General features: G+C 40.2%; 21 protein-coding genes and 4 pseudogenes. 10 read left to right on the top strand and 15 right to left on the bottom strand.

Translation table 11 applies throughout. The annotated features are described in order from the left end of the window. Positions 1–4 precede the first annotated feature (4 nt). Together F927_RS12620 and rsgA are read right to left on the bottom strand one after the other, a co-directional pair. The gene (locus F927_RS12620) at positions 5–421 is read right to left on the bottom strand and encodes a rhodanese-like domain-containing protein (protein WP_004637876.1); all 417 of its coding nucleotides are present in this window, start codon (positions 419–421) and stop codon (positions 5–7) included. A 96-nt stretch (positions 422–517) separates the two neighbouring features. After that, positions 518–1,576, bottom strand: a complete 1,059-nt coding sequence (gene rsgA / locus F927_RS12615) for a ribosome small subunit-dependent GTPase A (RefSeq protein WP_005085466.1) — start codon at positions 1,574–1,576, stop codon at positions 518–520. Positions 1,577–1,700: 124 nt separating this feature from the next. Here rsgA and orn point away from each other — a divergent pair, with 124 nt between their 5' ends. The 3 genes from orn to F927_RS12600 all read left to right on the top strand — a co-directional run bounded on the left by orn (position 1,701) and on the right by F927_RS12600 (position 4,152). Next, positions 1,701–2,261, top strand: a complete 561-nt coding sequence (gene orn / locus F927_RS12610) for an oligoribonuclease (RefSeq protein WP_004637878.1) — start codon at positions 1,701–1,703, stop codon at positions 2,259–2,261. Between the two features lie 159 nt (positions 2,262–2,420). Continuing rightward, complete coding sequence (locus F927_RS12605) at positions 2,421–3,149, top strand: Bax inhibitor-1/YccA family protein (protein WP_004637879.1); 729 nt, start codon at positions 2,421–2,423, stop codon at positions 3,147–3,149. A 199-nt stretch (positions 3,150–3,348) separates the two neighbouring features. Continuing rightward, positions 3,349–4,152 (top strand): enoyl-ACP reductase FabI, encoded by an 804-nt coding sequence (locus F927_RS12600; RefSeq protein WP_035367398.1) that lies wholly within the window; start codon positions 3,349–3,351, stop codon positions 4,150–4,152. A gap of 96 nt (positions 4,153–4,248) precedes the next feature. On the opposite strand, the gene F927_RS12595 is transcribed toward F927_RS12600, so the two are convergent. From F927_RS12595 to F927_RS17295, 4 genes are all read right to left on the bottom strand, one after another. Next, positions 4,249–4,731: a hypothetical protein gene (locus tag F927_RS12595; protein ID WP_005085462.1), complete on the bottom strand. Its 483-nt coding sequence runs from the start codon at positions 4,729–4,731 to the stop codon at positions 4,249–4,251. Between the two features lie 155 nt (positions 4,732–4,886). Then, a complete protein-coding gene (locus F927_RS12590) occupies positions 4,887–5,144 on the bottom strand; it encodes a hypothetical protein (RefSeq protein ID WP_005085459.1) in 258 nt (85 codons plus the stop codon). 69 nt (positions 5,145–5,213) lie between these two features. Then, positions 5,214–5,528: an HNH endonuclease gene (locus F927_RS12585; protein ID WP_005085457.1), complete on the bottom strand. Its 315-nt coding sequence runs from the start codon at positions 5,526–5,528 to the stop codon at positions 5,214–5,216. Between the two features lie 34 nt (positions 5,529–5,562). Next, positions 5,563–6,000 (bottom strand): hypothetical protein, encoded by a 438-nt coding sequence (locus F927_RS17295; protein WP_017394708.1) that lies wholly within the window; start codon positions 5,998–6,000, stop codon positions 5,563–5,565. 353 nt (positions 6,001–6,353) lie between these two features. Here F927_RS17295 and F927_RS12575 point away from each other — a divergent pair, with 353 nt between their 5' ends. Further along, complete coding sequence (locus F927_RS12575) at positions 6,354–6,779, top strand: hypothetical protein (RefSeq protein WP_005085454.1); 426 nt, start codon at positions 6,354–6,356, stop codon at positions 6,777–6,779. 10 nt (positions 6,780–6,789) lie between these two features. Here F927_RS12575 and F927_RS12570 read toward each other — a convergent pair whose 3' ends face one another. The 8 genes and pseudogenes from F927_RS12570 to F927_RS12540 all read right to left on the bottom strand — a co-directional run bounded on the left by F927_RS12570 (position 6,790) and on the right by F927_RS12540 (position 16,699). Continuing rightward, positions 6,790–8,178, bottom strand: a complete 1,389-nt coding sequence (locus F927_RS12570; protein WP_005085451.1) for an efflux transporter outer membrane subunit — start codon at positions 8,176–8,178, stop codon at positions 6,790–6,792. 260 nt (positions 8,179–8,438) lie between these two features. Next, positions 8,439–10,430 carry a MacB family efflux pump subunit gene (locus tag F927_RS12565; RefSeq protein ID WP_005085449.1) on the bottom strand — a complete coding sequence of 664 codons (1,992 nt, stop codon included), beginning with the start codon at positions 10,428–10,430 and terminating at the stop codon, positions 8,439–8,441. Between the two features lies 1 nt (position 10,431). After that, positions 10,432–10,695: pseudogene (locus tag F927_RS17465) on the bottom strand (MacA family efflux pump subunit); the annotation flags it as partial. 57 nt (positions 10,696–10,752) lie between these two features. Beyond that, positions 10,753–11,751, bottom strand: a pseudogene (locus tag F927_RS12560) (efflux RND transporter periplasmic adaptor subunit); the annotation flags it as partial. A gap of 107 nt (positions 11,752–11,858) precedes the next feature. Then, positions 11,859–12,854: a DNA polymerase III subunit delta gene (gene holA / locus F927_RS12555; protein ID WP_004637887.1), complete on the bottom strand. Its 996-nt coding sequence runs from the start codon at positions 12,852–12,854 to the stop codon at positions 11,859–11,861. 9 nt (positions 12,855–12,863) lie between these two features. Further along, positions 12,864–13,373 carry an LPS-assembly lipoprotein LptE gene (locus tag F927_RS12550; protein ID WP_005085445.1) on the bottom strand — a complete coding sequence of 170 codons (510 nt, stop codon included), beginning with the start codon at positions 13,371–13,373 and terminating at the stop codon, positions 12,864–12,866. A 207-nt stretch (positions 13,374–13,580) separates the two neighbouring features. After that, on the bottom strand, positions 13,581–16,205 hold the full coding sequence (leuS, locus tag F927_RS12545) for a leucine--tRNA ligase (RefSeq protein ID WP_005085443.1): 2,625 nt from the start codon (positions 16,203–16,205) through the stop codon (positions 13,581–13,583). A gap of 143 nt (positions 16,206–16,348) precedes the next feature. Then, positions 16,349–16,699 (bottom strand): DUF4124 domain-containing protein, encoded by a 351-nt coding sequence (locus tag F927_RS12540; protein WP_005085440.1) that lies wholly within the window; start codon positions 16,697–16,699, stop codon positions 16,349–16,351. 507 nt (positions 16,700–17,206) lie between these two features. On the opposite strand from F927_RS12540, the gene F927_RS12535 reads away from it, so the two are divergent. The 6 genes and pseudogenes from F927_RS12535 to F927_RS12510 form a co-directional block, all read left to right on the top strand. Continuing rightward, complete coding sequence (locus F927_RS12535; protein ID WP_005085438.1) at positions 17,207–18,931, top strand: acetolactate synthase 3 large subunit; 1,725 nt, start codon at positions 17,207–17,209, stop codon at positions 18,929–18,931. Continuing rightward, positions 18,931–19,422, top strand: a complete 492-nt coding sequence (gene ilvN / locus F927_RS12530) for an acetolactate synthase small subunit (RefSeq protein ID WP_004637892.1) — start codon at positions 18,931–18,933, stop codon at positions 19,420–19,422. Before F927_RS12535 ends, ilvN begins: the two co-directional genes overlap by 1 nt. A gap of 105 nt (positions 19,423–19,527) precedes the next feature. Next, positions 19,528–20,544, top strand: a complete 1,017-nt coding sequence (gene ilvC, locus F927_RS12525) for a ketol-acid reductoisomerase (protein ID WP_004637893.1) — start codon at positions 19,528–19,530, stop codon at positions 20,542–20,544. A gap of 640 nt (positions 20,545–21,184) precedes the next feature. Continuing rightward, positions 21,185–22,051 (top strand): annotated as a pseudogene (locus tag F927_RS12520) (MHYT domain-containing protein); the annotation flags it as partial. A gap of 54 nt (positions 22,052–22,105) precedes the next feature. Further along, positions 22,106–23,131, top strand: coding sequence for an IS30-like element ISAba125 family transposase (locus F927_RS12515; RefSeq protein ID WP_005100823.1), 1,026 nt, complete (start codon positions 22,106–22,108; stop codon positions 23,129–23,131). Positions 23,132–23,141: 10 nt separating this feature from the next. Next, positions 23,142–24,338: pseudogene (locus F927_RS12510) on the top strand (putative bifunctional diguanylate cyclase/phosphodiesterase); the annotation flags it as partial. Positions 24,339–24,405: 67 nt separating this feature from the next. Here F927_RS12510 and F927_RS12505 read toward each other — a convergent pair. Further along, a complete protein-coding gene (locus F927_RS12505) occupies positions 24,406–25,551 on the bottom strand; it encodes an alpha/beta fold hydrolase (RefSeq protein WP_005085428.1) in 1,146 nt (381 codons plus the stop codon). Positions 25,552–25,702: the final 151 nt, after the last annotated feature.

Raw genomic sequence — 25,702 nt, 5'->3', positions numbered from 1 at the left:
CTCCTTAAGCTTTGGTTTTACTTTTCACTAATGGCAAGCCTTGTGCTTTCCAGTTACTAATTCCGCCGTCTAAGCGGTAACTGTCTGCATGACCCACTTTTTGCAAAGCGGTGCCTGCAACTTGCCCTAAGTTACAAATAAAGACCAATGGACGGTCACTGGCTTTTAATTCATCTATGTGACTGGTGATTTGGCTGTAAGAAATGTTACGGCTACCACTAATGTGACCTTCACGGAAATCTTTCGCATCACGAAGATCGATCAGCATGGCATTTTTTGCTTTAACCAAAATACCTAAAGATTGTGGTGAAATTTTACGACCATTGCGCTGTCCTTCTAAAACAAAGAACAAAATGATTAACACCCCAAGTGTGCCAAACAAGAAGGGGTGATTCCCCATAAACTCAAACCAACGTTCCACAAGTCACCTAAAGTTAGAAATCAAAAATTGCCACTGAGTATAACTTATCTCAATGGTGATCAAAAACCTTAGTTCAAGGGCAAGTTTTAATTAATGTTAATTTTTTTGTTGAGCTTCTTGGATTTCATCGCTCAGTCGTAAATAACTGTCTAAACGACGAGGCAAAATCTCTCCAGCTTCAACCGCTTGTTTCAACGCGCAATTCTTCTCATGGGTATGGGTACAGTTGCGAAATTGGCAAAGCCCTAAGTGTGCTTCGATTTCTGGGAAGCCTGTACGTACTTTTTCCAAACTCAGATGCCAGAGTCCAAATTCACGGATTCCCGGAGAATCAATCAATGCACCATTTGTTCCAAATTTAATCAAACGGGTTGAGGTGGTGGTATGTTGCCCCAATGCCGAGTTTTCTGAGATGACATTGGTTTTCTGTGCAGCGTCCGGAACAATAGTATTAATCAGTGAGCTTTTACCTACCCCTGATTGCCCTACAAAAGCAACCGTCTCATTGTCCAGCCGCGCAGCAAGCGCAGACAAATCACCTTGTGATTGGCAAATCAAACTTTCATAACCCAAAGCTTCATATTCGCTGAGCAAGGTTAGAATTGGATCATTTTCTGTGAGCAGATCAGATTTATTCAGCACCAATAAAGCTGGAATATTGGCATCTGCACACGCGACCAAATAGCGATCAATTAATGTCGGTGCAGGTTCAGGTAGGGGCGCAAATACAATCACGATCAGACTGATATTGGCAGCTACGGGTTTGACCTTATGATAACGATCTGGACGCGTGAGTAAGGATTGTCGAGGGTATATCGCCGTGATAATCCCAAGTCCTGTATTTGGATCTGCTTGCCATTTGACACGGTCACCCGTCACTAGCAACTCTAAGTTGGTACGGGTATGGCAACGCCAAATGCTATCTAATTCAATCGGTTTCCAAAACGGTTCTGGCTCACCGTCTGCAACCAGCGGTTTTTCGGGATGCTGTGCAGGTACAGACAAAGCTTGTACTTCGAGTTGACGACCATAATGCTGAACCACCAGTCCATCTAAATCTTGCGATGTATCAATCTCATCTTGACGAGACTTATGTTGTTTCTCAATACGACGTTGCTGCTGTTCAGTTAATCGACGCTTACGAATTAAAGCCATTCATATCCCAAAAAATCCACACTTTCAAGACCGCAAAAATAGCACGAAGCCGCTATAGAATTACAGCCAAGATGTAATTAATTTGCTACTATTGATGTTTTTAAGCACATTAGAATCGCCATCCATGAGCAGCACCCCTGATACACGATTAATTTGGATCGACCTCGAAATGACAGGTCTTGATACTGATAACGACAAGATTATTGAAATTGCGACAATTATTACAGATGACAATCTTAATATCTTAGCTGAGGGTCCTGTTTTAGCCGTACACCAGTCTGATGTGATTTTAAATGCAATGGACGAGTGGAATACCAAACAGCATGGTCAATCTGGTCTGATTGAACGTGTGCGTCGCAGTAAATTGACTGCACAAGATGCGGAACAGCAGACATTAGAATTCTTAAAGAAATGGGTCAATCCAAAATCATCGCCAATGTGTGGAAACTCGATCTGCCAAGACCGTCGCTTCTTGCATCGTTTAATGCCTGAATTAGAGCAATTTTTCCATTATCGAAACTTGGATGTATCTTCAGTGAAAGAGTTAGCCAAACGCTGGAGACCTGAAATTATGAGTGGCTTAAAGAAAAATGCGTCACATTTGGCGATGGATGACATCCGAGATTCAATTGCAGAGTTAAAATATTACCGTGAATATTTTTTTATTATGAATAATGATAAATAATCATGGTATTTGATCTTCTCTAAAGGAATAGATCATTATTAATGAGAAAAGGAGCTTAAATCGGCTCCTTTTTTATCGAATGTAAAAAAATATTGGGCTAAATTGCAAAATCGCTTACACTCACATTTTCATTTCGTTAACTATAAAAAGAGAGCAGACATGCAAAGCGATAACCCTATTTTAACCCGTGTTGAAACCTATAGTAATGTAGCCGAGCCCATGACCATTCAAGGGGCTATTCAGAAGTCTGTGCTATTAACCGTGATTGCAGCGGCATTAGGCATTGCATTATTTTTATATTGTGCGATGACTGCTAATTTTTCAATTGCTTATGCAGCGACGATTGTCGGTATTATTGGTAGTCTTGCGCTTGGTTTAATCACCACGTTTAAACCAAATACAGCCCCAGCTTTGGCGATTCCTTTTGCTTTATTTGAGGGTGCATTTTTAGGTGGTGTTTCTTTCATTTTCCAAGTGAAATTTCCTGGTGTGCCATTACAAGCTTTACTTGCAACGTTTGTGACCACTTTGGTTTTGTTTGCTTTGTATAAGTTCCAAGTGATTCGTGCTACAGAGAAGTTTAAGGCTGTAGTCATTTCTGCTTCGATTGCGATTGCATTGGTATTCGTCGTACAGATTTTTTTAAGTTTTGCACTTGGTTCGACCATTCCTTATATCTTTGAAAGCAATTGGTTGGGAATTGGTTTTGCTGCTTTTGTTGCGGTAATTGCATCCTTAAATCTTATTTTAGATTTTGATTTGATTGAAAATGCTGCTGCTCAAAATGCACCTAAAAACTTTGAGTGGGTATGTAGTATCGCGTTATTGGCAACTTTGGTTTGGATGTATTATTCATTTATGCGCTTATTGAGCTTAATTCAGAAGTAAGCATAGATTCGAGTTGTTTTATCGACTTCAACTAAACACGCTGAATCGTTTTATGCATCTGACGTCATTTTTAAACTGAGGGAGATGCAAGCGATTTCAGCGTGTTTTTTTGTAGGATTGAGAAAAAAGATGCATTATGCAATTCCGAAAAACACGGAATATTGGCATCATGGGTGAAAATTTTTCGAGTGAGAATAAGATGTCACAAGGACTTTTAACTGGTAAACGTTTTTTAATTGCTGGGATTGCTAGCAAATTATCAATTGCTTACGGTATTGCTGCAGCTTTACATCGTGAAGGTGCGGAGTTAGCGTTTACTTATCCAAATGAAAAGTTAAAGAAACGTGTTGATGATTTTGCAGCACAATTTGGCTCAAACTTGGTTTTTCCTTGTGATGTGGCAGTAGATGAAGAAATTGATAATGCCTTTGTCGAACTTGCAAAACATTGGGATGGTTTAGATGGTGTGGTGCATTCAATCGGTTTTGCACCAGCACATACGCTTGATGGTGATTTTACAGACGTGACAGACCGTGACGGTTTTAAAATCGCGCATGACATTAGTGCTTATAGTTTTGTTGCGATGGCTCGTGCAGCGAAGCCTTTATTACAAGCACGCCAAGGTTGTTTATTGACTTTGACTTATCAAGGTTCTGAGCGTGTGATGCCAAACTACAACGTGATGGGTATGGCAAAAGCATCTTTAGAAGCAGGTGTTCGTTATTTAGCTTCTAGCTTGGGTGCAGATGGTATTCGTGTAAATGCGATTTCAGCGGGTCCAATCCGTACTTTGGCGGCATCTGGTATCAAATCATTCCGTAAAATGCTTGATGCGAATGAAAAGATTGCGCCACTAAAACGTAATGTGACGATTGAAGAAGTGGGGAATGCTGCATTATTCCTTTGCTCACCGTGGGCTTCGGGTATTACGGGTGAAATCATGTATGTTGATGGTGGCTTCAATACGGTAGGTATGAGCCAGTCGATGATGGATGATGAATAATTAGATTAATCTAATTTATTTGATAAAGCCGCTTTGATAGCGGCTTTATTTTTTAGAAGATAGTGAAATTATAAAAATATCCCCCACCTTTTGAACTCACTTATTATAGTCTTCTATACTGCTAAACCATTGTTCAGTATCTTTAGCGAATAAATATGCATTTGATTTTTTAATATGACTGATTACTTTAAATACATTTGGTTCAGCTATGCACTTTTGTTCAGGTATAAAAAATACACAAGAAAACTTTTGTGCAATAGCAATAATTTGTTCAATATCTAAAACAAAATTGCCACGCATATCTATTCGAAACTGAATGTTTTCTAAGACACCTTCTTCATACCATACTTGTCCGTCAGTTTTTTCTTCATCTCCGAAACTAACTATGTCCTCATGCCATGATTTAGATAAGGGGTAATATTTTATAATTTCACCTTTTACATCATTTACTGGATGATTTTTCCAAGTAAAAGAGGCATCATAATTACCTTCTGCATCATAAAATCTAGAAATGTCTATCCCATTCGTGTTGAACCAGCTTTGGGGAATTAAGCAGACTTTAAATTGCCATGCTGCCATAGGGTTTTCTCATTTTGCGCTTATGAACATAGCGCCTTAATTAAGTTCTCAATAATGCTAATCATCTAGCCTAACTACTTTGCCATAAAAACTAAACTTGACCGACAATGAGAAATGTCGCGCTTGCCAAAAATGATAATGAGATTTTTTTCATTTTATCGAACACTGAGATCAAGTTCACCTTCACGATAAAGTTGCCATTGTTCCCATACTTCAGGAGCATAAAGATCATGGTAGCCACGGCTTTTCAATAAAGCAGGCATTACTGACAACGGAGTCATAATAACTGTGGCACTATCTCGGATTCGTAATATTTCTTCTTTTGAAAGCGGTCTTTTAGCAATTTCTTCTGCCCTGATAAATAATGTCACCAACGCTGGAACAAAGACCTCTACCATTTTTTCTTCAGTCATTTAAAAATCTCTTTTACATATAATTCTGTAGAAAATCTATCCGACAGTATCTCTTTGTTATTTGTCGCATTACAGTTCATTTGCGATTGCCTGTTTGATTATGAAGGAAACTGTTTTCTCAGTAATATTACGCTGTTTGCAATACTTAGTTTGCAGCCAAACTAAGAGTTTTTTTTGACCTTTGCTAGAGTTACAACCACGACAACATAGACAGATATTTTCTCGTGTGATTATCGATGCATCATTTATGATGTGCTCCCAGCTTGCAGATGCTTTAATAGATTCTTTATGCGATAGAAATTCATTTCCACAGTAAACACAAGCTCTGTCTCGCTGTCTGATCTCCCTTTCTAAATCAGCGGGGATATGCCAATTATTCGCCATAAATCTCTTCCATATCTTTATTGATAACACGTCGTTAATTGGGTCGGTTCAATTGCTGGTATATTGACCAAGCTAGATGGAAATTAATCTGATGTTTTCCATGTGGGGTAGTAATAACGAACTGACCAATTTCATAAGGTGAAAATGAAAACTCTTTAGGTAACATAAGGTTCCTTTTAGCAGCCCCATCAGCAGAGTTACATTGGTCACAAATAACTGTCTCACAAAAACGTGAATTTTGTTGATTAAATATACTAACAGAATGATCATGATGGCGATGAAGTGCCGCTACCCAATCCATAAATGCTCTTGGGGTATTTGGAAATCTTTTAGTCCAGCGCATTATTTGGAATTTTGTCCTACGACAAGCTGGACACCTCCAATTTTCACCAACTTCTTTCCAAAGGTTTTTATAGTGTAAACCTGTATGATTTTGATAGTCTTCAATAGAAGGTACTTTTATTTTGTCCACTATTTCACCGAATATATGTAATGCACTGAGAACTGATTAGCTGCAATTTAACGGCGCACTTTGCCGCATAACCAAATAGTCTTTTATCTTTTTATCTGTATTTCGATCAGCATATAAAACAGCAATATTTACGTCAACAGAAAAGCTATGGACAACATCACTTCATAAACTTTGATCTTATATTTAATTCGACAATAAGCGATCTATTGAAAATATATCAATAAGTATAATTAATCATTTGTCATCCCATACTTTATATGATAATTAATGCTGGTTTTTTGTTTAATCGAAAATTTTTAAATAGAGTGTCGATAAACATATTATTTTAACATTTCGGGGAAGGTCATCATAACGTGAAGAAAATTATCATTGTATTCGGTTTAGCGATGCTACTATCGCTACAAGGTTGTGCAGCGGTTATGGCAAGTAACCAACCGCATAAAAAGAACTTGACCGTTTTAGAAGTCGGAAAACATCGTAATAACGTGATTTCTGAATTGGGTGCGCCAGTCACCTCAGAAACCATAAATGGCGAACGTAAAGAGATTTATACCTTTCAACAAGGATATTCAAAAGCAGCAAGAATCAGCCGCACACTGTGGCACACGACTGCGGATATTGCCACAATTGGTCTATGGGAAATTATTGGTTCACCAACTGAGATCTACTTTAATGGGCAAAAACTCTCATATGAGGTTGTATTTGATGCCCAAGATAAAGTGAAATCTTCTCAGTTGATTCATACCAATACGGAAGACCAAGCAGAATTAAAACAATAGTCTAGATAGACTATTGTTTGATCGGGCTTCCACCCAATGCCTGCATCAAGGTCACATAAGCATTGTACTGATTCTGTTTGGTTTCAACCAAACTGAGTCGTGCGTTACGGGTGGTCGCTTGAGCATCCAGTAAATTCTTCAAAGCGATCGCACCATTACGATAACGAACCTCCGTTAATCGCTCTGTTTTATCCGCTAGCTCTAGATTACGTTGTTGCAATTGCACCTGTTGATCAAGCTGAGTTCGATTGGATAAAGCATTCTCTACATCAGCAAAAGCCTGATATAGCGTCTGGCGATATTGAATAATTGCTTTTTCATATTCCAGATCGCTGATCGCAATATCTTTCTTCATATCATTATATTGAAGGAAGGGTAGGCTTAAACTTGCACCCAAGGTTAACGCTGGATTTTGTAGCAATTGAGTCAAAGAGGTACTCGAAGCACCGACACTGCTTGTCAGATTAATCGATGGATAATAACTCGCTTTGGCCGCATCTTTATTGGCAAGGGTTTTACGTAAACGTAATTCCGAAGCTTGCAGATCTGGACGACGAGATAAGATTTCCGCAGGCAAACCGACTCCGATATTTGGCAAAGCATTCCTTGGTAGTTGGGCAGGTTCTTGAATATTTAATTGTTGTACAGGTTGATGAAGCAGTACCGCAATGGCAGTGCGTGCCTCAACACGTTGTTGTTCAATTTGGCTCAAACTGGCTTTTTGGCTTTGTACCGATTGTTCCGCTTGAGTAAGGTCTAAACCCGAAACTGCACCTGCTCGGTATTGAGATTGAACCAATTCATATATTTTTTGTGTAGATGCTAAGTTCTGTTGAACTGTTTGATAACGTTCATTCAGATAGCCCAGTTGCCAGTATAACTTTGCTGTTGTACCAACAAGACTTTGCGCTGTTGCTTGGAGGTCTTGTTCGCTTGCAAGAGCTTCCCAACGACTTGCCTCAGTTTGATTGGCGAGTTTTCCAAATAAATCTAACTCATAACTCACGCCAACACTGGTGGATAAGCCACGATCACTGCCATTTCCTGAGCGTAGGTCATAGTTATGACCTGTAGATACACTGGAGCTGGTACGCAGTCCTTGTCTATTTTCTGCCAATCCTGCTTGTAAGCGGGCTTGTTTTAAGGTGATACCCGCAACGATAAGATCACTGTTTTTAGCCAAAACCTGATCAACCAGTTGGTTGAGTTGAGCATCATTAAATAATGTCCACCATTGATCAGTCAGTTTTACATTTTGTTTTTTTTGAGCATCGTACTGAAACTGTTGTGGTACTTGGACTGTTGGTGCGTTATACGGTGTTTTGACCACAGCAGAACAGCCAGCTAAGGAAGTGCTGAGACAAAGTGCAAGAGCGATTTTATGTGGTTTGAATAACATTGTTTGTCATTCCTTTAATAATTTGAAAGAGCATGATTATCGAGACGGAGTCTTATCGAATTCTCATCCCTTTTCAGGTTAAGCCTTCGGCTCGACCTACTTTTCTTTCGGGAAAAGTAGGCAAAACCATTGTCATCCGCAAAACCTGTCATATTTTTTCAATTATCTTAATCTATCGCAGAAATAATATTTTGTTGATACCACGCAGGTTGCGGATGACGTTCACGTGTATCATATTTCTGGGATAGATTTTTTCGCTATTATTCTCTTGCTAAAGCAGCAACTGGATCGAGTTGTGCTGCGTTTCGTGCTGGTAAGAAACCAAAAACGATACCAATTAAACTTGAGCATACAAAGGCAGCAACAATTGAAGTGGTTGAGTAACTCATTTCAATCACGCCTTTGGCAAAATGCCCGATGATTTGACCAATGCCTAAAGAGAGCAGGACACCAAGAACACCGCCTAACAGACAGACCAAGATCGCTTCGATCAAAAACTGCTGCAAAATATCGCTTTGTCTTGCACCGACCGCCATACGCACCCCAATTTCTTGGGTTCGTTCAGTCACCGAAACCAGCATAATATTCATCACGCCAATCCCACCTACGACCAGAGAAATGACGGCAATCGCTGAGATCAATAAAGTCATCGTGGCTGTGGTTTGCTGAATGGTTTCACGAATACTGTCTGAGTTTTGAGTAAAGACATCTTGTGCGCCGTGACGTTGTTCAAGCAAAGTCAGAATGGCATTTTCAGCCGCTGTACTTGGATATTCATCTTTAATACGCACGATGATGCTACGAACATTGGACTGTCCCAACATACGGCTCATCACAGTGGAGTAGGGAAGATAGACATTCAAACTGTCAGAATTCCCCATAAAGCCTTTTTCAGCCTCAATGACACCAATAATTCGGCTTGGAACACTTCCCAATAGAATGACTTGACCGACAGGATTGGTACCATCAGCAAAAAAAGTCTTTTCTGTATTGGCATCAATCACCACATCCTGTGCACGTTGGGTGACACCAGCTTTGTCAAAAGGTTGTCCCGATTTGAAGGTCATGCCTCGAACATAGAAAAAGTCTTCACTCACACCATTTACGGTTGCGGAAGCTTCGGTATCTTTAAAACGTAACGTTACACTGGTGTTTGCAGATGGACTTACCCCATCGACATAAGGCTGTTCAGCTAATGCATCAGCATCCGCAGGAACAAGAGTTTTGACTTGGGAGGCCCTTGATGTATCACCAAACCCCCGACCTTGATAGACCGTGATGGTGTTGGTTCCGAGACTGCTAATATTTTCTAGAATTTGTTTCTGCGAACCATTCCCGAGCGCCACAACAGAGACGACAGATGCGATCCCGATGATAATCCCAAGCATGGTTAAAAAGGTTCGCATGCGATGAGCATTCATTGCAAGCAGTGCCATGCGAAAAGCTTCACCGAGACGATCAAAGAAAGAACGCCAAGCAGAAGTTTTCTTTTGCGGCTCCCGTTGCAACGGTTGATGTTCAAGGTCTGGATCAGTATTTTCAGGCGTATTGGCACGATCCGAAATAATATTACCATCACTGATTTCGATAATACGCGTTGCATTTTTGGCAACATTTAGATCATGGGTCACCAAGATAATGGTATGACCTTTGGCATTGAGTTCACGCAAAATTCGCATGACTTCAATACCACTATTTTTGTCCAATGCACCCGTCGGTTCATCTGCCAAAATAACATCACCACCATTCATCAAAGCACGTGCAATCGATACACGTTGCTGTTGACCGCCTGAAAGTTGGCTTGGGCGATGATGTAAACGTTCTCCTAATCCGAGTTCAGACAACAGCTCTGCGGAACGTTCTTGGCGCAAATGATTGTCTACACCTGCATAGATTGCAGGAACTTCGACATTGCCCGATGCACTCAGATCACCCAATAAATGATAACGCTGGAAAATAAATCCAAAATATTCACGGCGTAATTGCGCGAGTTCGTCAGGTTCAAGTTGCCGTGTTTCACGACCATTGACCAAATAACTTCCCTCAGTCGGTTTATCTAAACAACCGAGGATATTCATTAGGGTTGATTTGCCCGATCCTGATTGACCGACGATCGCAACCAACTCACCTGCATAAATCTTTAAATTGATGCCTTTGAGAATTTGGACCGTGGTTTCCCCTGCGGGAAATTCACGGGTCAGGTTACTGACTTCGAGCAGTGGTTTGCTTGAATGAATTTGATCTTGAGTCATATTACATTCTCATCGCACGCTGGCTACTGCGTTTGGCTGCATCATTTGAGCTATCTGAACCATCAGCAATGATTACTTGATCACCTTGTTTAAGACCTTTGATGACTTCAACTGTGACACGGTTGTTTAAGCCCACCAATACTGGTTGTGCTTTGGCAGAACCATCTGCTTGGATGACACGTACACTTGCGATACTGGCTTTTCCGTCAGCGACCAGTTGACGCTGTTCTGGACTTAGCTCAAGGCGGTTATTCGGACGTTGCTCGGTTTCATTATTTGATGCAGGCGCAGCACGATCTTTACGAGCAGGGCGTTTGCTACTTTGTACCGCTGCCGCAGGAATCGTTAGTACATTTTTAGCTTCAGCTAAGACAATGTAAACTTGTGCTGTCATGTCGATTCGTAATTTGCCATCCTCATTTGGCACATCAAATAGCGCATTGTAGTAAACAGCCGAATTTGATGAGGATGAAGAGCTATTGCTTGAGGTTTCAGTATTGATTGAATTTGGAGCAGGCTCAACTTGACGCAATTTTGCATAGTGTTTCTTTTCACTGTTACCCAGCGTTGTGAAATAAACCGTTTGACCTTTCTCCACTTTCATTACGTCTGCTTCAGAAATTTGCGCCTTGACGGTCATGTTATCTAGCGTTGCGAGTTTGACAATGGTCGGAGCAGTTTGGTTCGCATTTACCGTTTGGCCTTCTTCAGTCACAATCGCCACAATTGTCCCATCCATCGGTGCAACAATGCTGGTATAGCCTAAATCTTCTTTAGCTGTTGCAAGCGTTAGACGTGATTGTTCGATTTGTGCATTAATTGCTGCGATTTGAGCTTGTGCTGTTTTATAACTTGCTAGTGCTGATTCTAGCTCAGCACGAGAGGTGGCATCTTGGCTGAACATGGTTTGTTGACGCTTATATTCGGCTTCAACCTTGGCGAGATTGGCTTGTTGTACGGCCAGTTGAGCTTGTTGATTTTTGATATTGGCTTCCGCTGTTTTTAGCTCATTCTCTTGGCGTACTGAGTCAATTTGAGCGATGAGTTGCCCTTGTTTGACTTGGTCGCCAAGTTGCACATACATTTTTTTGACCTGACCAGAAACCTGTGCACCCACGCTGACCATTTTCGTGGCCTCTAAAATTCCTGTTGCCAAAACTGAATTTTCGATATCACCACGTCCTACTTCAGCCGTGATGTATTGTGGGGTTTCTGTTTTAGGCTTTAACATGAGCCAGCTTAATAAAGCAATCACGATAATACAGACCACAATGATGATTGTTTTTACAGGTTTCATCTTTTTAGAAATCATTTTTGGCATGGGACGAGTGCAAAGTTAAAAATTTTATTTAGTATAAAAGTGAAATAAGGATAAAGCGTGAATATTTTTAACCTAAAATGAGAATTATTCTCTATTTAATTTTTTGTTTAGATCGATGGGGTAAATAATGTGCGTCCACAGAGTTCACTGATGGCTTGCAGCATTAAATGCTCTGAGTTCTCTTGAGACATTCCTTTAATTGCAGCATCAATGCGCAATAATAAATCAGACCACGTTAAAAACTGTCTTGGATTTAATCGACGCAATGCTTGTTGATACTGTGAGACTTTGGTTTTCCAAATTCCCAGTTGGATAGCATTATGTGGTTGTTCAAATAACTGCATTAGCAAACGCATTTCTTTACTTAGCGTCCAGAGAATAAGGCTGTCGGGTTCACCTGCGGCGATCAGATATTGATAGATTTTGACCGACTGAGCTAGATTACCTAGCAATAGAGCATCACTTAAATCATAAGTGGTGTAGCGCGATTGATCTTGTAAACACGCATAAAGCTGTTCGATTTGAATCTGCTGAATGTCAGGAAAAGTATCTGCAACACGCATCAAACTATTTTTTGCGGCCAGCAAATTATGCTCGTGGTGCTGCATCAACCATTGCCATGCATCATTGTTGAGTTGAATGCCAAGCTTTTCTGCTTCAATGGTTAGAATGCGTTGACGGTCTTGAGGATAATTTGCAGTGAGTGGAACAACGACGCCATTTGCTTCGACCACTTGGAAAAAAGCAGATTTTAAACTGCTACTGTCCTGCTTTGGTAAAACAATCAACAACAAGTTATGTTCATTATGTTGGATATAACTTTTGAGCTGTTTGATGCCGTTGGCATCAGGTTTAACATTGCCATGAACTTCGATGGCAAGTTGCTGCGAAAATAAAGATAAACTATTTAGCGCATTAAAAACATTTTTCCAGTCATTGGCGCTGCTGATGTCGTAACGTTGACGTTCAACTTCTTGCTCTTGCCAGCTTTTGCGAAACGCATCCAGTAGATTCTGTTCAAGCAAAGGCTCTTGCCCATGCATAATCCATGCACCACGAGCTTCTGCAACACGTTTTAAAGCCTGAACATAATCGAGTTTCATAAATCAGAATTAAGATTGAGCTTTAGGAAGGCGGTTCGCTGCAATTTGACGTGTCACTTGCTGTGCGACATCATCAATCACAATACGATTAAGATATGCTTCTTGCTGATTATCGGTGTTTACCGTTGCTACATCGTATTGGTAGGTACGTGAAGCCGTTAAAGTACGAGGTTCAGTAATTTTGTTACCCTCACGATCTTCAATCTGAAAAGTTACCGTTAAACGAAGAAGCACTTCAGTTAATTTACCGTTAAGAAGTTGGCGGCGAGGGGTATAATCCAGTACACGGAGCACATAAGCATCATTTGAGTTGCTGAGCTGGATACCTGTTGCCGTTAAATAAATACTTAAACGATTTTCAAGCTCATCGGTGTAGTCGGGCAAGACTAAAGTCAACTTGTTGTAAACCAGTGGTGTTGCCGCTGGATTGTTGCCTTTTAAATGGAAGCCACAGCCGACTAAGCCTGCACTTAGACCTAAAGTTAAAACAATCGCAGCGAAACGTTGAGCTATATGCATGCTTTGTCCTTATGATCTTCCATCAAATACGGAAGATGTAATCTTGATAAATTGACCATATTTTAGAATCAAAGCCCGTTGAATAACAGCGGGCTTTGATGCGGTTTTGTTTCGATAAAGTTCCTACTCTCTTTAGGAGAAGGTTGGATGAGGAAAATAACCTCTCCCTAATCCTCTCCTGAGAGGAGAGGGAACATAACTAAGAAATTAAACCACCAAATTCACAAGTTTATTTGGTACAACAATTTCTTTCTTGGTCGGACCCGTCAAGAATTGTTGAACTTCTGGTAGCGCTTTAGCCAAAGTCAATAAATCATCTTTTGAAATATCGACAGCGACATCTAATTTACCGCGGAGTTTACCATTCACCTGTACAACGATCGTTTGTGTATTACGTGTCAATGCAGATGCATCTACTTGAGGGAATTCAACCGTAGTTAAATCCATTCCAAACTGAGTCAATAATGTTTGACTCAAGTGTGGTGCAAATGGTGCAAGTAAAATCAATAACGTAGTGATTGCTTCGCGTGCTACAGCAGCATCATTATCATCTTTTGCTTCAAACTTGTTAGTTGCATTGAGTAACTCCATCAACGCTGCAATCGCTGTATTGAACGCATGACGACGTTCGATGTCATCACCCACTTTTTGGATGGTTTCATGCGTTTTACGACGTAAATCTTGTGCGTCTTTCGACAAGTTCGCAGTATCGATGACAGTTGTTTGATTGCCCGTTTCCAAGAATCCAGCAGCTAAACGCCATACGCGTTTTAAGAAACGGTTAGCACCTTCCACACCTGCATCAGACCATTCTAAAGATTGGTCTGGTGGCGCAGCAAACATCATGAAGACACGTGCCGTATCTGCACCGTATTGGTCAATAATTGCTTGTGGGTCGATCCCGTTGTTTTTCGACTTCGACATTTTTTCCTGTCCGCCGATCACAACTTCTTGACCATCACCTGAGTATTTCGCAGAAAGGATACGACCTTTCTCATCACGTTCTAATTCGATGTCCGCAGGGTTAAACCAAGTCTTCTTACCATTCTCAGCTTCACGATAGAAAGTATCTGCAAGCACCATGCCTTGAGTAAGCAAATTCGTAAATGGTTCGTTACCTTGTACTACACCTTCGTCACGCATTAATTTGTGGAAGAAGCGTGCATAAAGTAAATGCAAAATGGCATGTTCTACACCACCGATGTATTGGTTGACTGGAAGCCAGTTTTGAGCAGCTTCTGGTTTAACCATTCCACCAGTAAAGTCTGGAGATGCATAGCGAGCATAGTACCAAGATGATTCTACAAAGGTATCCAAGGTATCTGTTTCACGACGCGCATCGCCGCCGCAGTTAGGACACTTAGTTTCATAAAACTCAGGCATTTTATTCAGTGGGTTACCAGAACCATCTGGCACCACATCTGTTGGCAATACCACTGGCAACTGATCTTCTGGTACTGGCACCTGACCACAGGTGTTACAGTTAATCATTGGAATTGGACAACCCCAGTAACGTTGACGAGATACACCCCAGTCACGTAAACGGAATTGAACCTTAGCATTTGCTAAACCTTGTGGTTCTAACTTTGCGAGGAAAGCATCATAAGCAGCTTGGAAATCTAAACCGTCAAATTCGCCAGAATTAACCAATTTACCTTCTTTAGAGCCGTACCATTCCTGCCATTCAGTCGCTGAGTATTCAGCATCATCAGCACCTTTGGCATCAATCACTTGTTTGATTGGTAAGTTGAATTTATTGGCAAATTCGAAGTCACGCTCGTCATGTGCTGGTACGGCCATCACCGCACCAGAACCATATGACATCAACACATAGTTTGCGATCCAAACTGGTAGGTCTGCACCTGTCACTGGATGCTTAACAAATAAGCCGGTTGCCATGCCTTTCTTTTCGGCTGTGGCTAAATCAGCCTCAGCAACCGATCCCATGCGACATTCTTCAATGAATGCAGCCAATTCAGGATTATTTTCAGCAGCCTTCAACGCCATTGGATGTTCAGCCGCAACCGCAACATAGGTCGCACCCATTAAGGTATCACCGCGAGTGGTATAAACCGTTAATCCGTCGGCATAAATTTCGGTGTTGCTCGATGGGAAGGTAATTTCCATACCCGTAGAGCGACCAATCCAGTTACGTTGCATGGTTAACACTTGTTGCGGCCAACCATCTTTCAATGTATCTAAATCGTCTAATAATTCTTGTGCATAGTCGGTGATGCGGAAGTAGTACATTGGAATATCACGTTTTTCCACCAATGCACCAGAACGCCAACCACGACCATTTTCAACTTGTTCATTGGCTAAAACGGTTTGGTCTACAGGATCCCAGTTTACAGTTGAAAGCTTACGATAGATCAAGCCTTTCTTATAAAGCTGAACAAATAACCATTGTTCCCAGTGATAGTATTCTGGTGTACAGGTCGCAAATTCGCGATCCCAATCGACAGATAAACCCAATTTTTTTAATTGGTCACGCATATATGCGATATTTTCAAATGTCCATTTTGCTGGTGCAACTTGATGAGCGATCGCGGCATTTTCAGCTGGTAAACCAAATGCATCCCAGCCCATTGGTTGTAATACCGTTTCACCTTTTAAACGATAAAAACGGCTGATCACGTCACCAATGGTGTAGTTACGCACATGCCCCATATGCAGTTTGCCACTTGGATAAGGGAACATCGACAGGATATAGCGATGTTTGCCCTCTACAGTGTCTGCAACTTTAAAAACTTTGCGATTGTCCCAGTCTTGTTGAACTTGAGGCTCAATGGCACTTGCTTGATATTCGGAGTCAATGTGAGAAGTCGTCATAGGGATATGCGATACAACAAAAAAGTAAAGTTAAGATTGCTGCACAGCATAGCGCAAAATCAGGTGAAATGTCAGTTTTTAGCAGTGTTTTTATTGGATATAAGTGAGGAGAATGTCTTGGACACTCTCCGTAAACTTTTGAGTTATCGATCTGCCAGCGCTTCTGCTATTTGTATATTTTTAGGTTGGTATGTTTCATCTCTAGGCGTACTTTCTTGTTGAGGATGATTTGTTGTTGATGTGGTGGTGTGTTGAGGTGATTTTTGCTGATTTTGTGAAGATGCATTGGCACTGCTTTGACTGTTATTTGAACCATAGGTTGAAATTTTATCTAAGCGTTTTGCTCCTTTAGGTGGTGGAGTAGTGGTGTAATGGGTCGAACCATTCGCATCGATCCATTTATAATATTGTTGAGCATATATTTGGCCAGAACAGAGCATGAATAAACTGGTTAAGGTTATGGATATGATTGTTTTTAAACGAGATGATTGCATTGTCATTTTCCCCAAGATCATTTGATCTGATCAGTTGTTTAATATTCAAAATAAATACTTTAACTGGAATTTATAAATACCAAAAGTACAATAATTGAAATAAAACTCATTTGAATATGCTGTTATTTTTATAACTGCACTGTTTAAAAAAACAGCAGCCAAAAAATATTATATAAAATCTGTTCCTTTAATCTTGACTTTGTGCAGGAAAGCAACAAAAATGCTTGCTTTAGTTTTATATGTGTTTATTTGATCACCCTTCGAATAAATAACATGGCTTGCAATGGACATTCTTTCTAGCCGAGAGGATGATTTTTTGAAATATGTTTATCCCAACATGTTTTGATTCGAGATGTAATAACAGCTTATACGGCTGATGAGTCAGAAAATTTTTCCTATTGCAGCAAAAACGAGTAGAATATGCACACTTATAAAAAGTGCATAAATTAATGAATGAAACACAGTTTATGTCTTCCATAAATTGTGCAAACACTAGGGTGAATCACGTTGGAACTTTTATCTGGTGGTGAAATGCTCGTTCGCGCCCTTGCGGACGAAGGCGTAGAGCATGTTTTTGGTTATCCAGGCGGCGCAGTTTTACATATCTATGACGCGCTATTTCAACAAGACAAAATCAATCATTACCTCGTACGTCATGAACAAGCAGCAGGTCACATGGCTGATGCTTACTCGCGCGTAACAGGCAAGACGGGTGTTGTACTAGTGACTTCTGGTCCAGGTGCAACCAATACAGTCACACCAATTGCAACTGCTTATATGGACTCAATCCCAATGGTGATTTTGTCTGGTCAGGTTGCGAGTCATTTAATTGGTGAGGATGCATTCCAAGAAACTGATATGGTGGGTATTTCTCGCCCAATCGTAAAACACAGTTTCCAAGTACGTCACGCTAGCGAAATTCCTGCAATTATTAAGAAAGCATTTTATATCGCGTCTTCTGGCCGCCCAGGTCCAGTTGTAGTTGATATTCCAAAAGATGCGACTAATCCAGCAGAAAAATTTGCTTATGAATACCCAGAAAAAGTGAAAATGCGCTCTTACCAGCCACCTTCACGCGGTCATTCAGGTCAAATTCGTAAAGCAATCGATGAATTGATTTCAGCGAAGCGCCCAATCATTTATACGGGTGGTGGTGTTGTTCAAGGCAATGCTTCAGGTCTATTGACTGAGCTTGCGCATCTATTGGGTTACCCTGTAACCAATACCTTGATGGGATTAGGTGCATTCCCGGGTAATGATCCACAGTTCGTGGGTATGTTAGGGATGCATGGTACATATGAAGCCAACATGGCGATGCACAATGCGGATGTGATTTTAGCGATCGGTGCGCGTTTTGATGACCGTGTAACCAATAATCCTGCAAAATTCTGTACCAATGCAAAAGTCATTCATATCGATGTTGATCCTGCAACGATTTCGAAGACGATTATGGCACACATCCCAATCGTGGGTGCTGTAGAGCCAGTTCTTCAAGAAATGCTGGTGCAATTGAAACAAATGAACGTATCTAAGCCAAACCCTGAAGCGATTGCGGCATGGTGGTCTCAAATTAATGAGTGGCGTAAAGTTCATGGTTTGCGTTATGAAGAAGGTCAAAATGGTGTAATGAAACCTCAGCAAGTGGTTGAGGCATTAGATCGTGTGACCAATGGTGAAGCAATCATCACTTCTGACGTAGGTCAACACCAAATGTTTGGTGCCAACTACTATAAATATAAGCGTCCACGACAATGGATCAACTCTGGTGGTCTTGGAACGATGGGTGTGGGTTTACCTTATGCCATGGCGGCAAAGCTTGCATTCCCTGACCAACAAGTGGTTTGTATCACTGGTGAAGCATCAATTCAGATGTGTATCCAAGAATTATCAACATGTAAGCAATATGGCTTAAATGTGAAAATTCTATGCTTAAACAACCAAGCTTTGGGTATGGTTAAGCAGTGGCAAGATATGAACTATGAAGGACGTCATTCAAGTTCTTATGTGGATTCATTACCTGACTTTGCCAAGCTCATGGAAGCTTATGGTCATGTGGGTATCCAGATTAACCATGCAGATGAGTTGGAATCTAAGCTTGCTGAAGCGATGGCGATCAATGACAAATGTGTATTCATTAATGTCATGGTTGATCGTACAGAGCATGTTTACCCAATGTTAGTTGCGGGTCAATCGATGAAGGATATGTGGTTAGGTAAAGGGGAGCGTACATAATGAGACATATTATTTCTGTACTCGTTGAAAACGAGGCTGGTGCGCTTTCTCGTCTTGTAGGTTTGTTTAGTCAACGTGGCTATAACATTGAAACGTTGAACGTGGCACCTACTGAAGATGAAACTTTATCTCGTCTGACGTTAACCACTTATGGTGATGATCATAAAATTGAGCAAATCACTAAACAACTCAACAAATTAGTTGAAGTTGTAAAAGTGGTTGATTTGTCAGAAGGTGCGCACATCGAGCGTGAATTGATGTTAATCAAAGTGAAAGCTTTAGGTGCAGCACGTGCTGAAATTAAGCGTACTGCCGATATCTTTCGTGCTCAAATCGTGGATGTAACGCCGACCACTTACACAATTCAAATCGCGGGTACAACGGACAAGATTGATGGTTTTATTGACGCATTGGCTGAAAATACCATCTTAGAAGTTGTACGTTCAGGTGTTTCAGGCATCGCGCGTGGCGAAAAAGTTCTAACAATTTAGTATATATTTCTCCCAATTTTGGTTGAAGCAATGCCAAAATTGGGAGCGACCAAATCTGTCCTTGTATAACAAGGGAAATGACAAAAATTTTAGCGGAGAAAACAGATGCAAATTTTTTACGATAAAGACTGTGACTTATCAATCATCCAAGGCAAAAAAGTTGCCATCATTGGTTATGGTTCACAAGGTCACGCTCATGCGCTTAACTTGAAAGACTCTGGTGTGGACGTAACTGTAGGTTTACGTGCTGGTTCAGCATCTTGGAAAAAAGCTGAAAACTCAGGTCTTAAAGTATCTGAAGTGCCTGCAGCTGTTGCTCAAGCTGATTTAGTCATGATTTTGACTCCAGATGAGTTCCAATCTCAACTTTATCGTGATGTGATTGAGCCAAACATCAAAGAAGGTGCAACTTTAGCATTTGCACATGGTTTCTCTGTTCTTTATAACCAAGTTGTTCCACGTAAAGACTTAGACGTGATTATGGTTGCTCCAAAAGCACCTGGCCATACTGTACGTTCAGAATTCCAACGTGGTTCAGGTGTTCCTGATCTTATCGCTATTCACCAAGATGCTTCTGGTAATGCACGTAATGTTGCACTTTCTTACGCTTCTGGCGTAGGTGGTGGCCGTACAGGTATCATCGAAACTTCTTTCCGTGAAGAAACTGAAACTGACTTATTCGGTGAGCAAGCAGTTCTTTGTGGCGGTGCGGTTGAGTTGGTTAAAATGGGCTTCGAAACTTTGGTTGAAGCTGGTTATTCACCAGAAATGGCTTACTTCGAATGCTTACATGAACTTAAATTGATCGTTGACTTGATGTTCGAAGGCGGTATCGCTGACATGAACTATTCAGTATCAAACAATGCTGAATACGGTGAATACGTAACTGGCGTTGAAGTAATCAATGAACAGTCTCGTGAAGCAATGCGTAATGCATTAAAACGTATTCAGTCTGGTGAATATGCGAAGATGTTCATCCAAGAGGGTGCATTGAACTATCCATCTATGACTGCTCGTCGTCGTCAAAATGCAGCACACGGTATCGAAGTGACTGGCGCTAAATTACGTGCGATGATGCCTTGGATTCAAGCGAATAAAATCGTTGATAAAGAGAAAAACTAATTTCTCGAATCAATTGATTTGAATGCGAAGACCCACTCTATTTGAGTGGGTTTTTTATGTTTATTGTTACGTGCCTCAAAAAGATGAAAGCAGTGCTTTCATCTTTTTTCGTACCTTGGATTCAAGCAAACAAGATTGTTGATAAAGAGAAAAAACTAATTCTTAGTCTCTGAATTAGTTAAAAAAACCTTGTTGAAATAACAAGGTTTTTTTGTTTGGATAACAGAGTTATAACAATCTAAACAGAAAAATAGGCTTAATATTGATTATGTTTTGAACATACTTCTGTTGTTAAAAGATCAGAATAAATAAAATTTTGCATAATATGGGGGAGTTGTGCAGTTTAAATGTATATTGATAGCGAGATAGAACGATTATAAAAATCTAGCTAAGACGGAATTTATAGATAAAAATAGAATGAATGAAACAGTTGATTTCATTGGGGTGAAATAATTCTATGTTTATATTCTATTGATTTATAAAGTGAAAAAGACTTGACCTTATGCTAGATGATGTTATTGTTAAGAAAAGTTTATGAATTGTATTTCGTCGCTTTCTTGAGTGTGAAGGATCGTTCTGGTTTTTTGGGCATATTGCTCCGTAAATAAAAAAAAGTACTGAATAATCATGGAAGTCCTTTATGGTACACGTTGATTACGATAGCACATTGGTCATCGTTTCCATTCTGGTTGCAGTGGTAACATGTTACGCTGCAGTTTCGATGGAAGAACTCGTTTTTAAAGCTGCTTATAAAAAGTTTGAAAAGAGCATTTTAATTGCGAGTGGTCTAATCCTTGGATTAGCGATATGGTCAATGCATTTTGTGGGGATGCTGGCAAGTCATTTGCCAGAGGGATATCATTTTGATATCGGATTGACAGTATTGTCATATCTGATAGGTGCTGTTGCATCAATTTTTGCGGTATGGCTAACCACGAGACCTACTTTGCCGACTGCTCGTCTAATTTTAGGTGCGGTCTTTATGGGCTTAGGCATATCAGGTATGCACTATACCGGTATGATGGCACTGACGGTTGATTACCATCAAATGTATTATGATCCGTTGTTGGTGATTTGCTCGATTTTGATTGCAATCAGTGGCTCTGGTTTAAGCTTTTTCTTTGTTTTTAAATACAAGGTGGCAGTTCATCACCGTGTTGCTCTAAAAGCAGTTGTTGCTCTACTCATGGCGCTCAGTATCGTCGGTATGCATTACACAGGTATGGCGGCGACATATTTTAATGAAAGCCTATTTGACATCGCTAAACCTGCACAAACTGAACAAAGTATTTTATTATTTACGATTATTTTTATTGCTAGTTTGGTTTTTGTTGCAGGCTTTGCTGTGGCGGTATTGGAAGCTCGTTTGGAGCAACGTAATCAGCAGCTCATGCTGATTAATAAAGAGCTTGCGACACAGTCACTGCATGACTCATTAACTAAACTGCCTAACCGTTTATTTTTAACTGACTACGCCGAAGTCATTTTCCCTCTTCATCATTTACACGGCAGAGTAAAACTTGAAGTGCGACATAAACCACCTAATTAATTTAAAGGGTTTATGGAGTATATAAAATTGTCATACCATCATCTTAACTTTGAAGATCGTACTGCATTAATGCTTGAGTCAAGAAAAGAAGGCTTTTCAGCCAGAAAATTTGCTGAACTCATTAAAAGACATCCTAGTACGATCTATCGTGAGCTTAAAAGAAATAGCATCAATGACGTTTATCAAGCTCAATATGCTTCTGATAACACCTTCGCTAGACGTAGACGTGGTCACAGAAAACTCAAAATCGATTCAATCCTCTGGAAATTTATTGTTGAAGCGATCCGTTGTTTATGGTCTCCTCAGCAAATAGCAAAGCGTTTAAAGACATTTCCTGATTTGGATCAAACAATGAATGTAAGCCATACAACGATTTATTCAACGATACGAGCATTACCAAAGGGTGAGTTGAAAAAAGACTTATTATCCTGTCTGCGTCATGAAAATAAAAAGCGAAAAGCTAACGGTGAACCTAAAAAAGATTCTATATTACAGGATATTAAAACTATTCATGAGCGCCCAGCCGAAGTTCAAGAAAGAAAAATACCGGGTCATTGGGAAGCTGATTTAATTAAAGGTAAAGACAATAAAAGTTCGATAGCAACACTTATTGAACGAAATACACGGCTCTGTATCTTGGCAACATTACCTGATGCAAAGGCAGAATCAGTGCGCAAGGCTTTAACTGAAGCTCTGAAATATTTACCTGCAGAACTGCGTAAAACGTTGACCTATGACCGTGGACGCGAGATGGCAGAACATAAAATACTTGAAGAAGATTTAGGCATAGATGTATATTTCTGTGACCCACATTCACCCTGGCAAAAAGGCACATGCGAAAATATGAATGGTTTAATTAGGCAATATTTACCTAAAGGGATTGATTTAAATCAGGCAGATCAGCATTATTTAAATCAAGTTGCCATGTCACTGAATACTCGTCCTAGAAAAGCGTTAGATTGGCTTACACCATTAGAGAAATTTGCTCAGCTTGTTGATTATCATAAGACTTTTCAAACTGTCGCACCTCATGTTTGAATTCGCCCACAATCAAAAAGTCGCATTTTTCTATATTGATTTAGACCGCTTTAAATCAGTGAACGATGCATTTGGACACCACATTGGTGATCAGCTCTTGATTCAAATGGCACATCGTTTGAAATCGAAGTTAAATGCAAATCAGCGGCTTTTCCGTATCGGAGGAGATGAGTTTGTTCTTATCTCAGAAAATACCGAAAGTGCTGAGGCAATGAGATTTGCAGATGAGATATTGCATCATATTCAAGAAACTTATTTGATTGCAGGAAAGGATATTAATATTTCAGCCAGTTTGGGGATCGCGATCTATCCTGAGCATGGCCGTAATATACAAGATCTTCTGATTAATGCAGATATTGCCATGCTGACCTCTAAAGATCAGGGACGTAATACCTATACAATGTTTCATGCAATGTCTGATCAACAGGACGTGCGTAGTCAATCAAAATTGATCAATGACTTATACAAAGCAGTAGATGAGCAGCAGTTTGTTCTGTTTTATCAGCCCAAATTTACAGCGAATTACGAAGTCTGTGGTGTTGAGGCATTGATCCGATGGAAACATCCAAGCTTGGGATTATTAACGCCACAGATGTTTATTGACGGCGCTGAAAAAACAGGTTTGATCATTCCAATGGGCTATTGGGCATTAGAGCAAGCGTGTCAGCAAATTCAAAAATGGGAACAGAGTAACAGTCCGTTTTATCCGATCGCTGTAAATTTATCCGCACTACAATTTGAAAATAAAAAATTATTTAGTGTACTGGAACAACTGATCGCACAATATCAGATCAAACCACATAATCTAATTCTCGAAATTACAGAATCAACAGCCATGCATCACATTGATGCCAGTGTTCGCACTTTGGAACGCTTACGACAACTCGGTATTCGTATTGCGATTGATGATTTTGGAACGGGGTATTCGAGTTTTTTATATTTAAAAGATTTGCCTGTAGATGAACTTAAAATTGATCGTGGGTTTATTATTGATTTGCAGCCAAACTCAAAAGAAGAAGCAATTTTAGAAAGTATCATCCACCTTGCCACAAAGTTGGGTTTAACCGTGACAGCAGAAGGTGTAGAGACTCAACAGCAAGCAGATATTTTAACTAAATTAGGTTGTCATCAATTACAAGGTTACCTGTTAGGAATCCCTGTCAATGTTGAAGGTTTGGTATTGCATCGGCAACAACATTTTGCTTAAGTATCAATGAGATTAGGCTGTTGCTTGGATATAAATCAACAACCTAAATTTCAATGGTATAGATGGTTTAATCAGACCGTTCCGCTAACCATTGGTTGACCACTGGCCAAACGGCTTGAGGTGCTTGATTGCCAGATACCAATCCCATATGCCCGCCAGCTACGATTTTGAATTGTTTATCTTCACTGCTAATCAAATCCATGAGTGGGCGAACAGCTTCAGCTGTGACGATGATGTCTGTATCTCCACCAATTGCCAGTACTGAGCAATCAATATCTTTTAGGTTTGCAACTTGATCTCCAAATTGAACTCGACCTGTTGATAACTCATTGTCTATCCAGAAGCGTATGATGATATCGCGCATGACACCACCAGGATAAGCCAGCATGTTATCGACAAAAGAACTTGAAGTTGCATGGTTGATCACAAACTGACGATCATTCAAATTTTTTAAAAGTTCCCAGTAGTTTTTGACGTTTCCGATAGGATCGGTAAGTTTGAAACCTAGCGTGTTTTGCCAGCCATGAATGTGAAAGACGCGACTTGGAATCTGACGAATACGAAAGTTGGTATTATTGCGAATCCATTTTGCAGGGATGGTCAGGCGCTGATAAAACTTGCCCATATAACCTGATTTATGCGTGTTAATTGGGGATGCTAAAATCAGTAGATTTTGGATGTTTTTGTCTTTGAAAAGTGCGGTGTAGCATAGCGAAAGTGCACCACCTAAACTCCAACCATAAAGTGAAAGCTGTTGCTGACCGCTATGCTCACGAACCTTTTCAATAAAATCAGGCATAAACGTTTTTACATAAGTACCAAGATTATATTTGGCTTGGCGTAGACTCGGGCTCCCCCAGTCAATGAGATAGACATCAAATCCTTGAGCCAGAAAATAACGAACTAGACTACGATGGGGAAATAGATCATAAATCAACATGTTCGCAGCCAAAGGAGGAACAATCACAAGAGGAATACGATGTTTAGGGGATTGATTCGAATGCGCAGTATAGTGACGTAAACTAATGATTTCACGCTGATAAATGACATCAAAAGGTGTTTTTCCTGATAAGACCAGTTGATGTCCTCTTAAAATACGATCAGCTGCGTTCGTAAATACATGTTGTGTGCGTTGAGCTGTACGACTGCTGAAGATTTTCTGTGCAGCTTGAGAACCAAGCAAATTACGTTTAACTTTTGGCAATTGAGTCATTGGAACCTAAAACTCTAAGGTTGCGATGGAATAGCCGCATATTAGAAGAAAAAAGAAATTAGCTCAGTGACTCATCTGCTTAACTTATATTCCAAAATGATCAATTTAAGTGTTTTACTATAAAAAACAGTCCCACTGACCGTGGAATGAA

Source organism: Acinetobacter haemolyticus CIP 64.3 = MTCC 9819 (assembly GCF_000369065.1).
GTDB classification, from domain to species: Bacteria; Pseudomonadota; Gammaproteobacteria; order Pseudomonadales; family Moraxellaceae; genus Acinetobacter; species Acinetobacter haemolyticus.
Note: the sequence above shows the minus strand (reverse complement) of the source record. Positions and strands in the feature narration are given on the sequence as shown.

Coding starts and splice junctions, on each gene's coding strand:
- leuS (WP_005085443.1), bottom strand. CDS start 16,205: ATGACGACTTCTCACATTGACTCCGAATATCAAGCAAGTGCCATTGAG.
- orn (WP_004637878.1), top strand. CDS start 1,701: ATGAGCAGCACCCCTGATACACGATTAATTTGGATCGACCTCGAAATG.
- F927_RS12600 (WP_035367398.1), top strand. CDS start 3,349: ATGTCACAAGGACTTTTAACTGGTAAACGTTTTTTAATTGCTGGGATT.
- F927_RS12565 (WP_005085449.1), bottom strand. CDS start 10,430: ATGACTCAAGATCAAATTCATTCAAGCAAACCACTGCTCGAAGTCAGT.
- F927_RS12550 (WP_005085445.1), bottom strand. CDS start 13,373: ATGCATATAGCTCAACGTTTCGCTGCGATTGTTTTAACTTTAGGTCTA.
- rsgA (WP_005085466.1), bottom strand. CDS start 1,576: ATGGCTTTAATTCGTAAGCGTCGATTAACTGAACAGCAGCAACGTCGT.
- F927_RS12605 (WP_004637879.1), top strand. CDS start 2,421: ATGCAAAGCGATAACCCTATTTTAACCCGTGTTGAAACCTATAGTAAT.
- ilvN (WP_004637892.1), top strand. CDS start 18,931: ATGAGACATATTATTTCTGTACTCGTTGAAAACGAGGCTGGTGCGCTT.
- F927_RS12540 (WP_005085440.1), bottom strand. CDS start 16,699: ATGCAATCATCTCGTTTAAAAACAATCATATCCATAACCTTAACCAGT.
- F927_RS12595 (WP_005085462.1), bottom strand. CDS start 4,731: ATGGCAGCATGGCAATTTAAAGTCTGCTTAATTCCCCAAAGCTGGTTC.
- F927_RS12585 (WP_005085457.1), bottom strand. CDS start 5,528: ATGGCGAATAATTGGCATATCCCCGCTGATTTAGAAAGGGAGATCAGA.
- holA (WP_004637887.1), bottom strand. CDS start 12,854: ATGAAACTCGATTATGTTCAGGCTTTAAAACGTGTTGCAGAAGCTCGT.
- F927_RS12505 (WP_005085428.1), bottom strand. CDS start 25,551: ATGACTCAATTGCCAAAAGTTAAACGTAATTTGCTTGGTTCTCAAGCT.
- F927_RS12515 (WP_005100823.1), top strand. CDS start 22,106: ATGGAGTATATAAAATTGTCATACCATCATCTTAACTTTGAAGATCGT.
- F927_RS12590 (WP_005085459.1), bottom strand. CDS start 5,144: ATGACTGAAGAAAAAATGGTAGAGGTCTTTGTTCCAGCGTTGGTGACA.
- F927_RS12570 (WP_005085451.1), bottom strand. CDS start 8,178: ATGTTATTCAAACCACATAAAATCGCTCTTGCACTTTGTCTCAGCACT.
- ilvC (WP_004637893.1), top strand. CDS start 19,528: ATGCAAATTTTTTACGATAAAGACTGTGACTTATCAATCATCCAAGGC.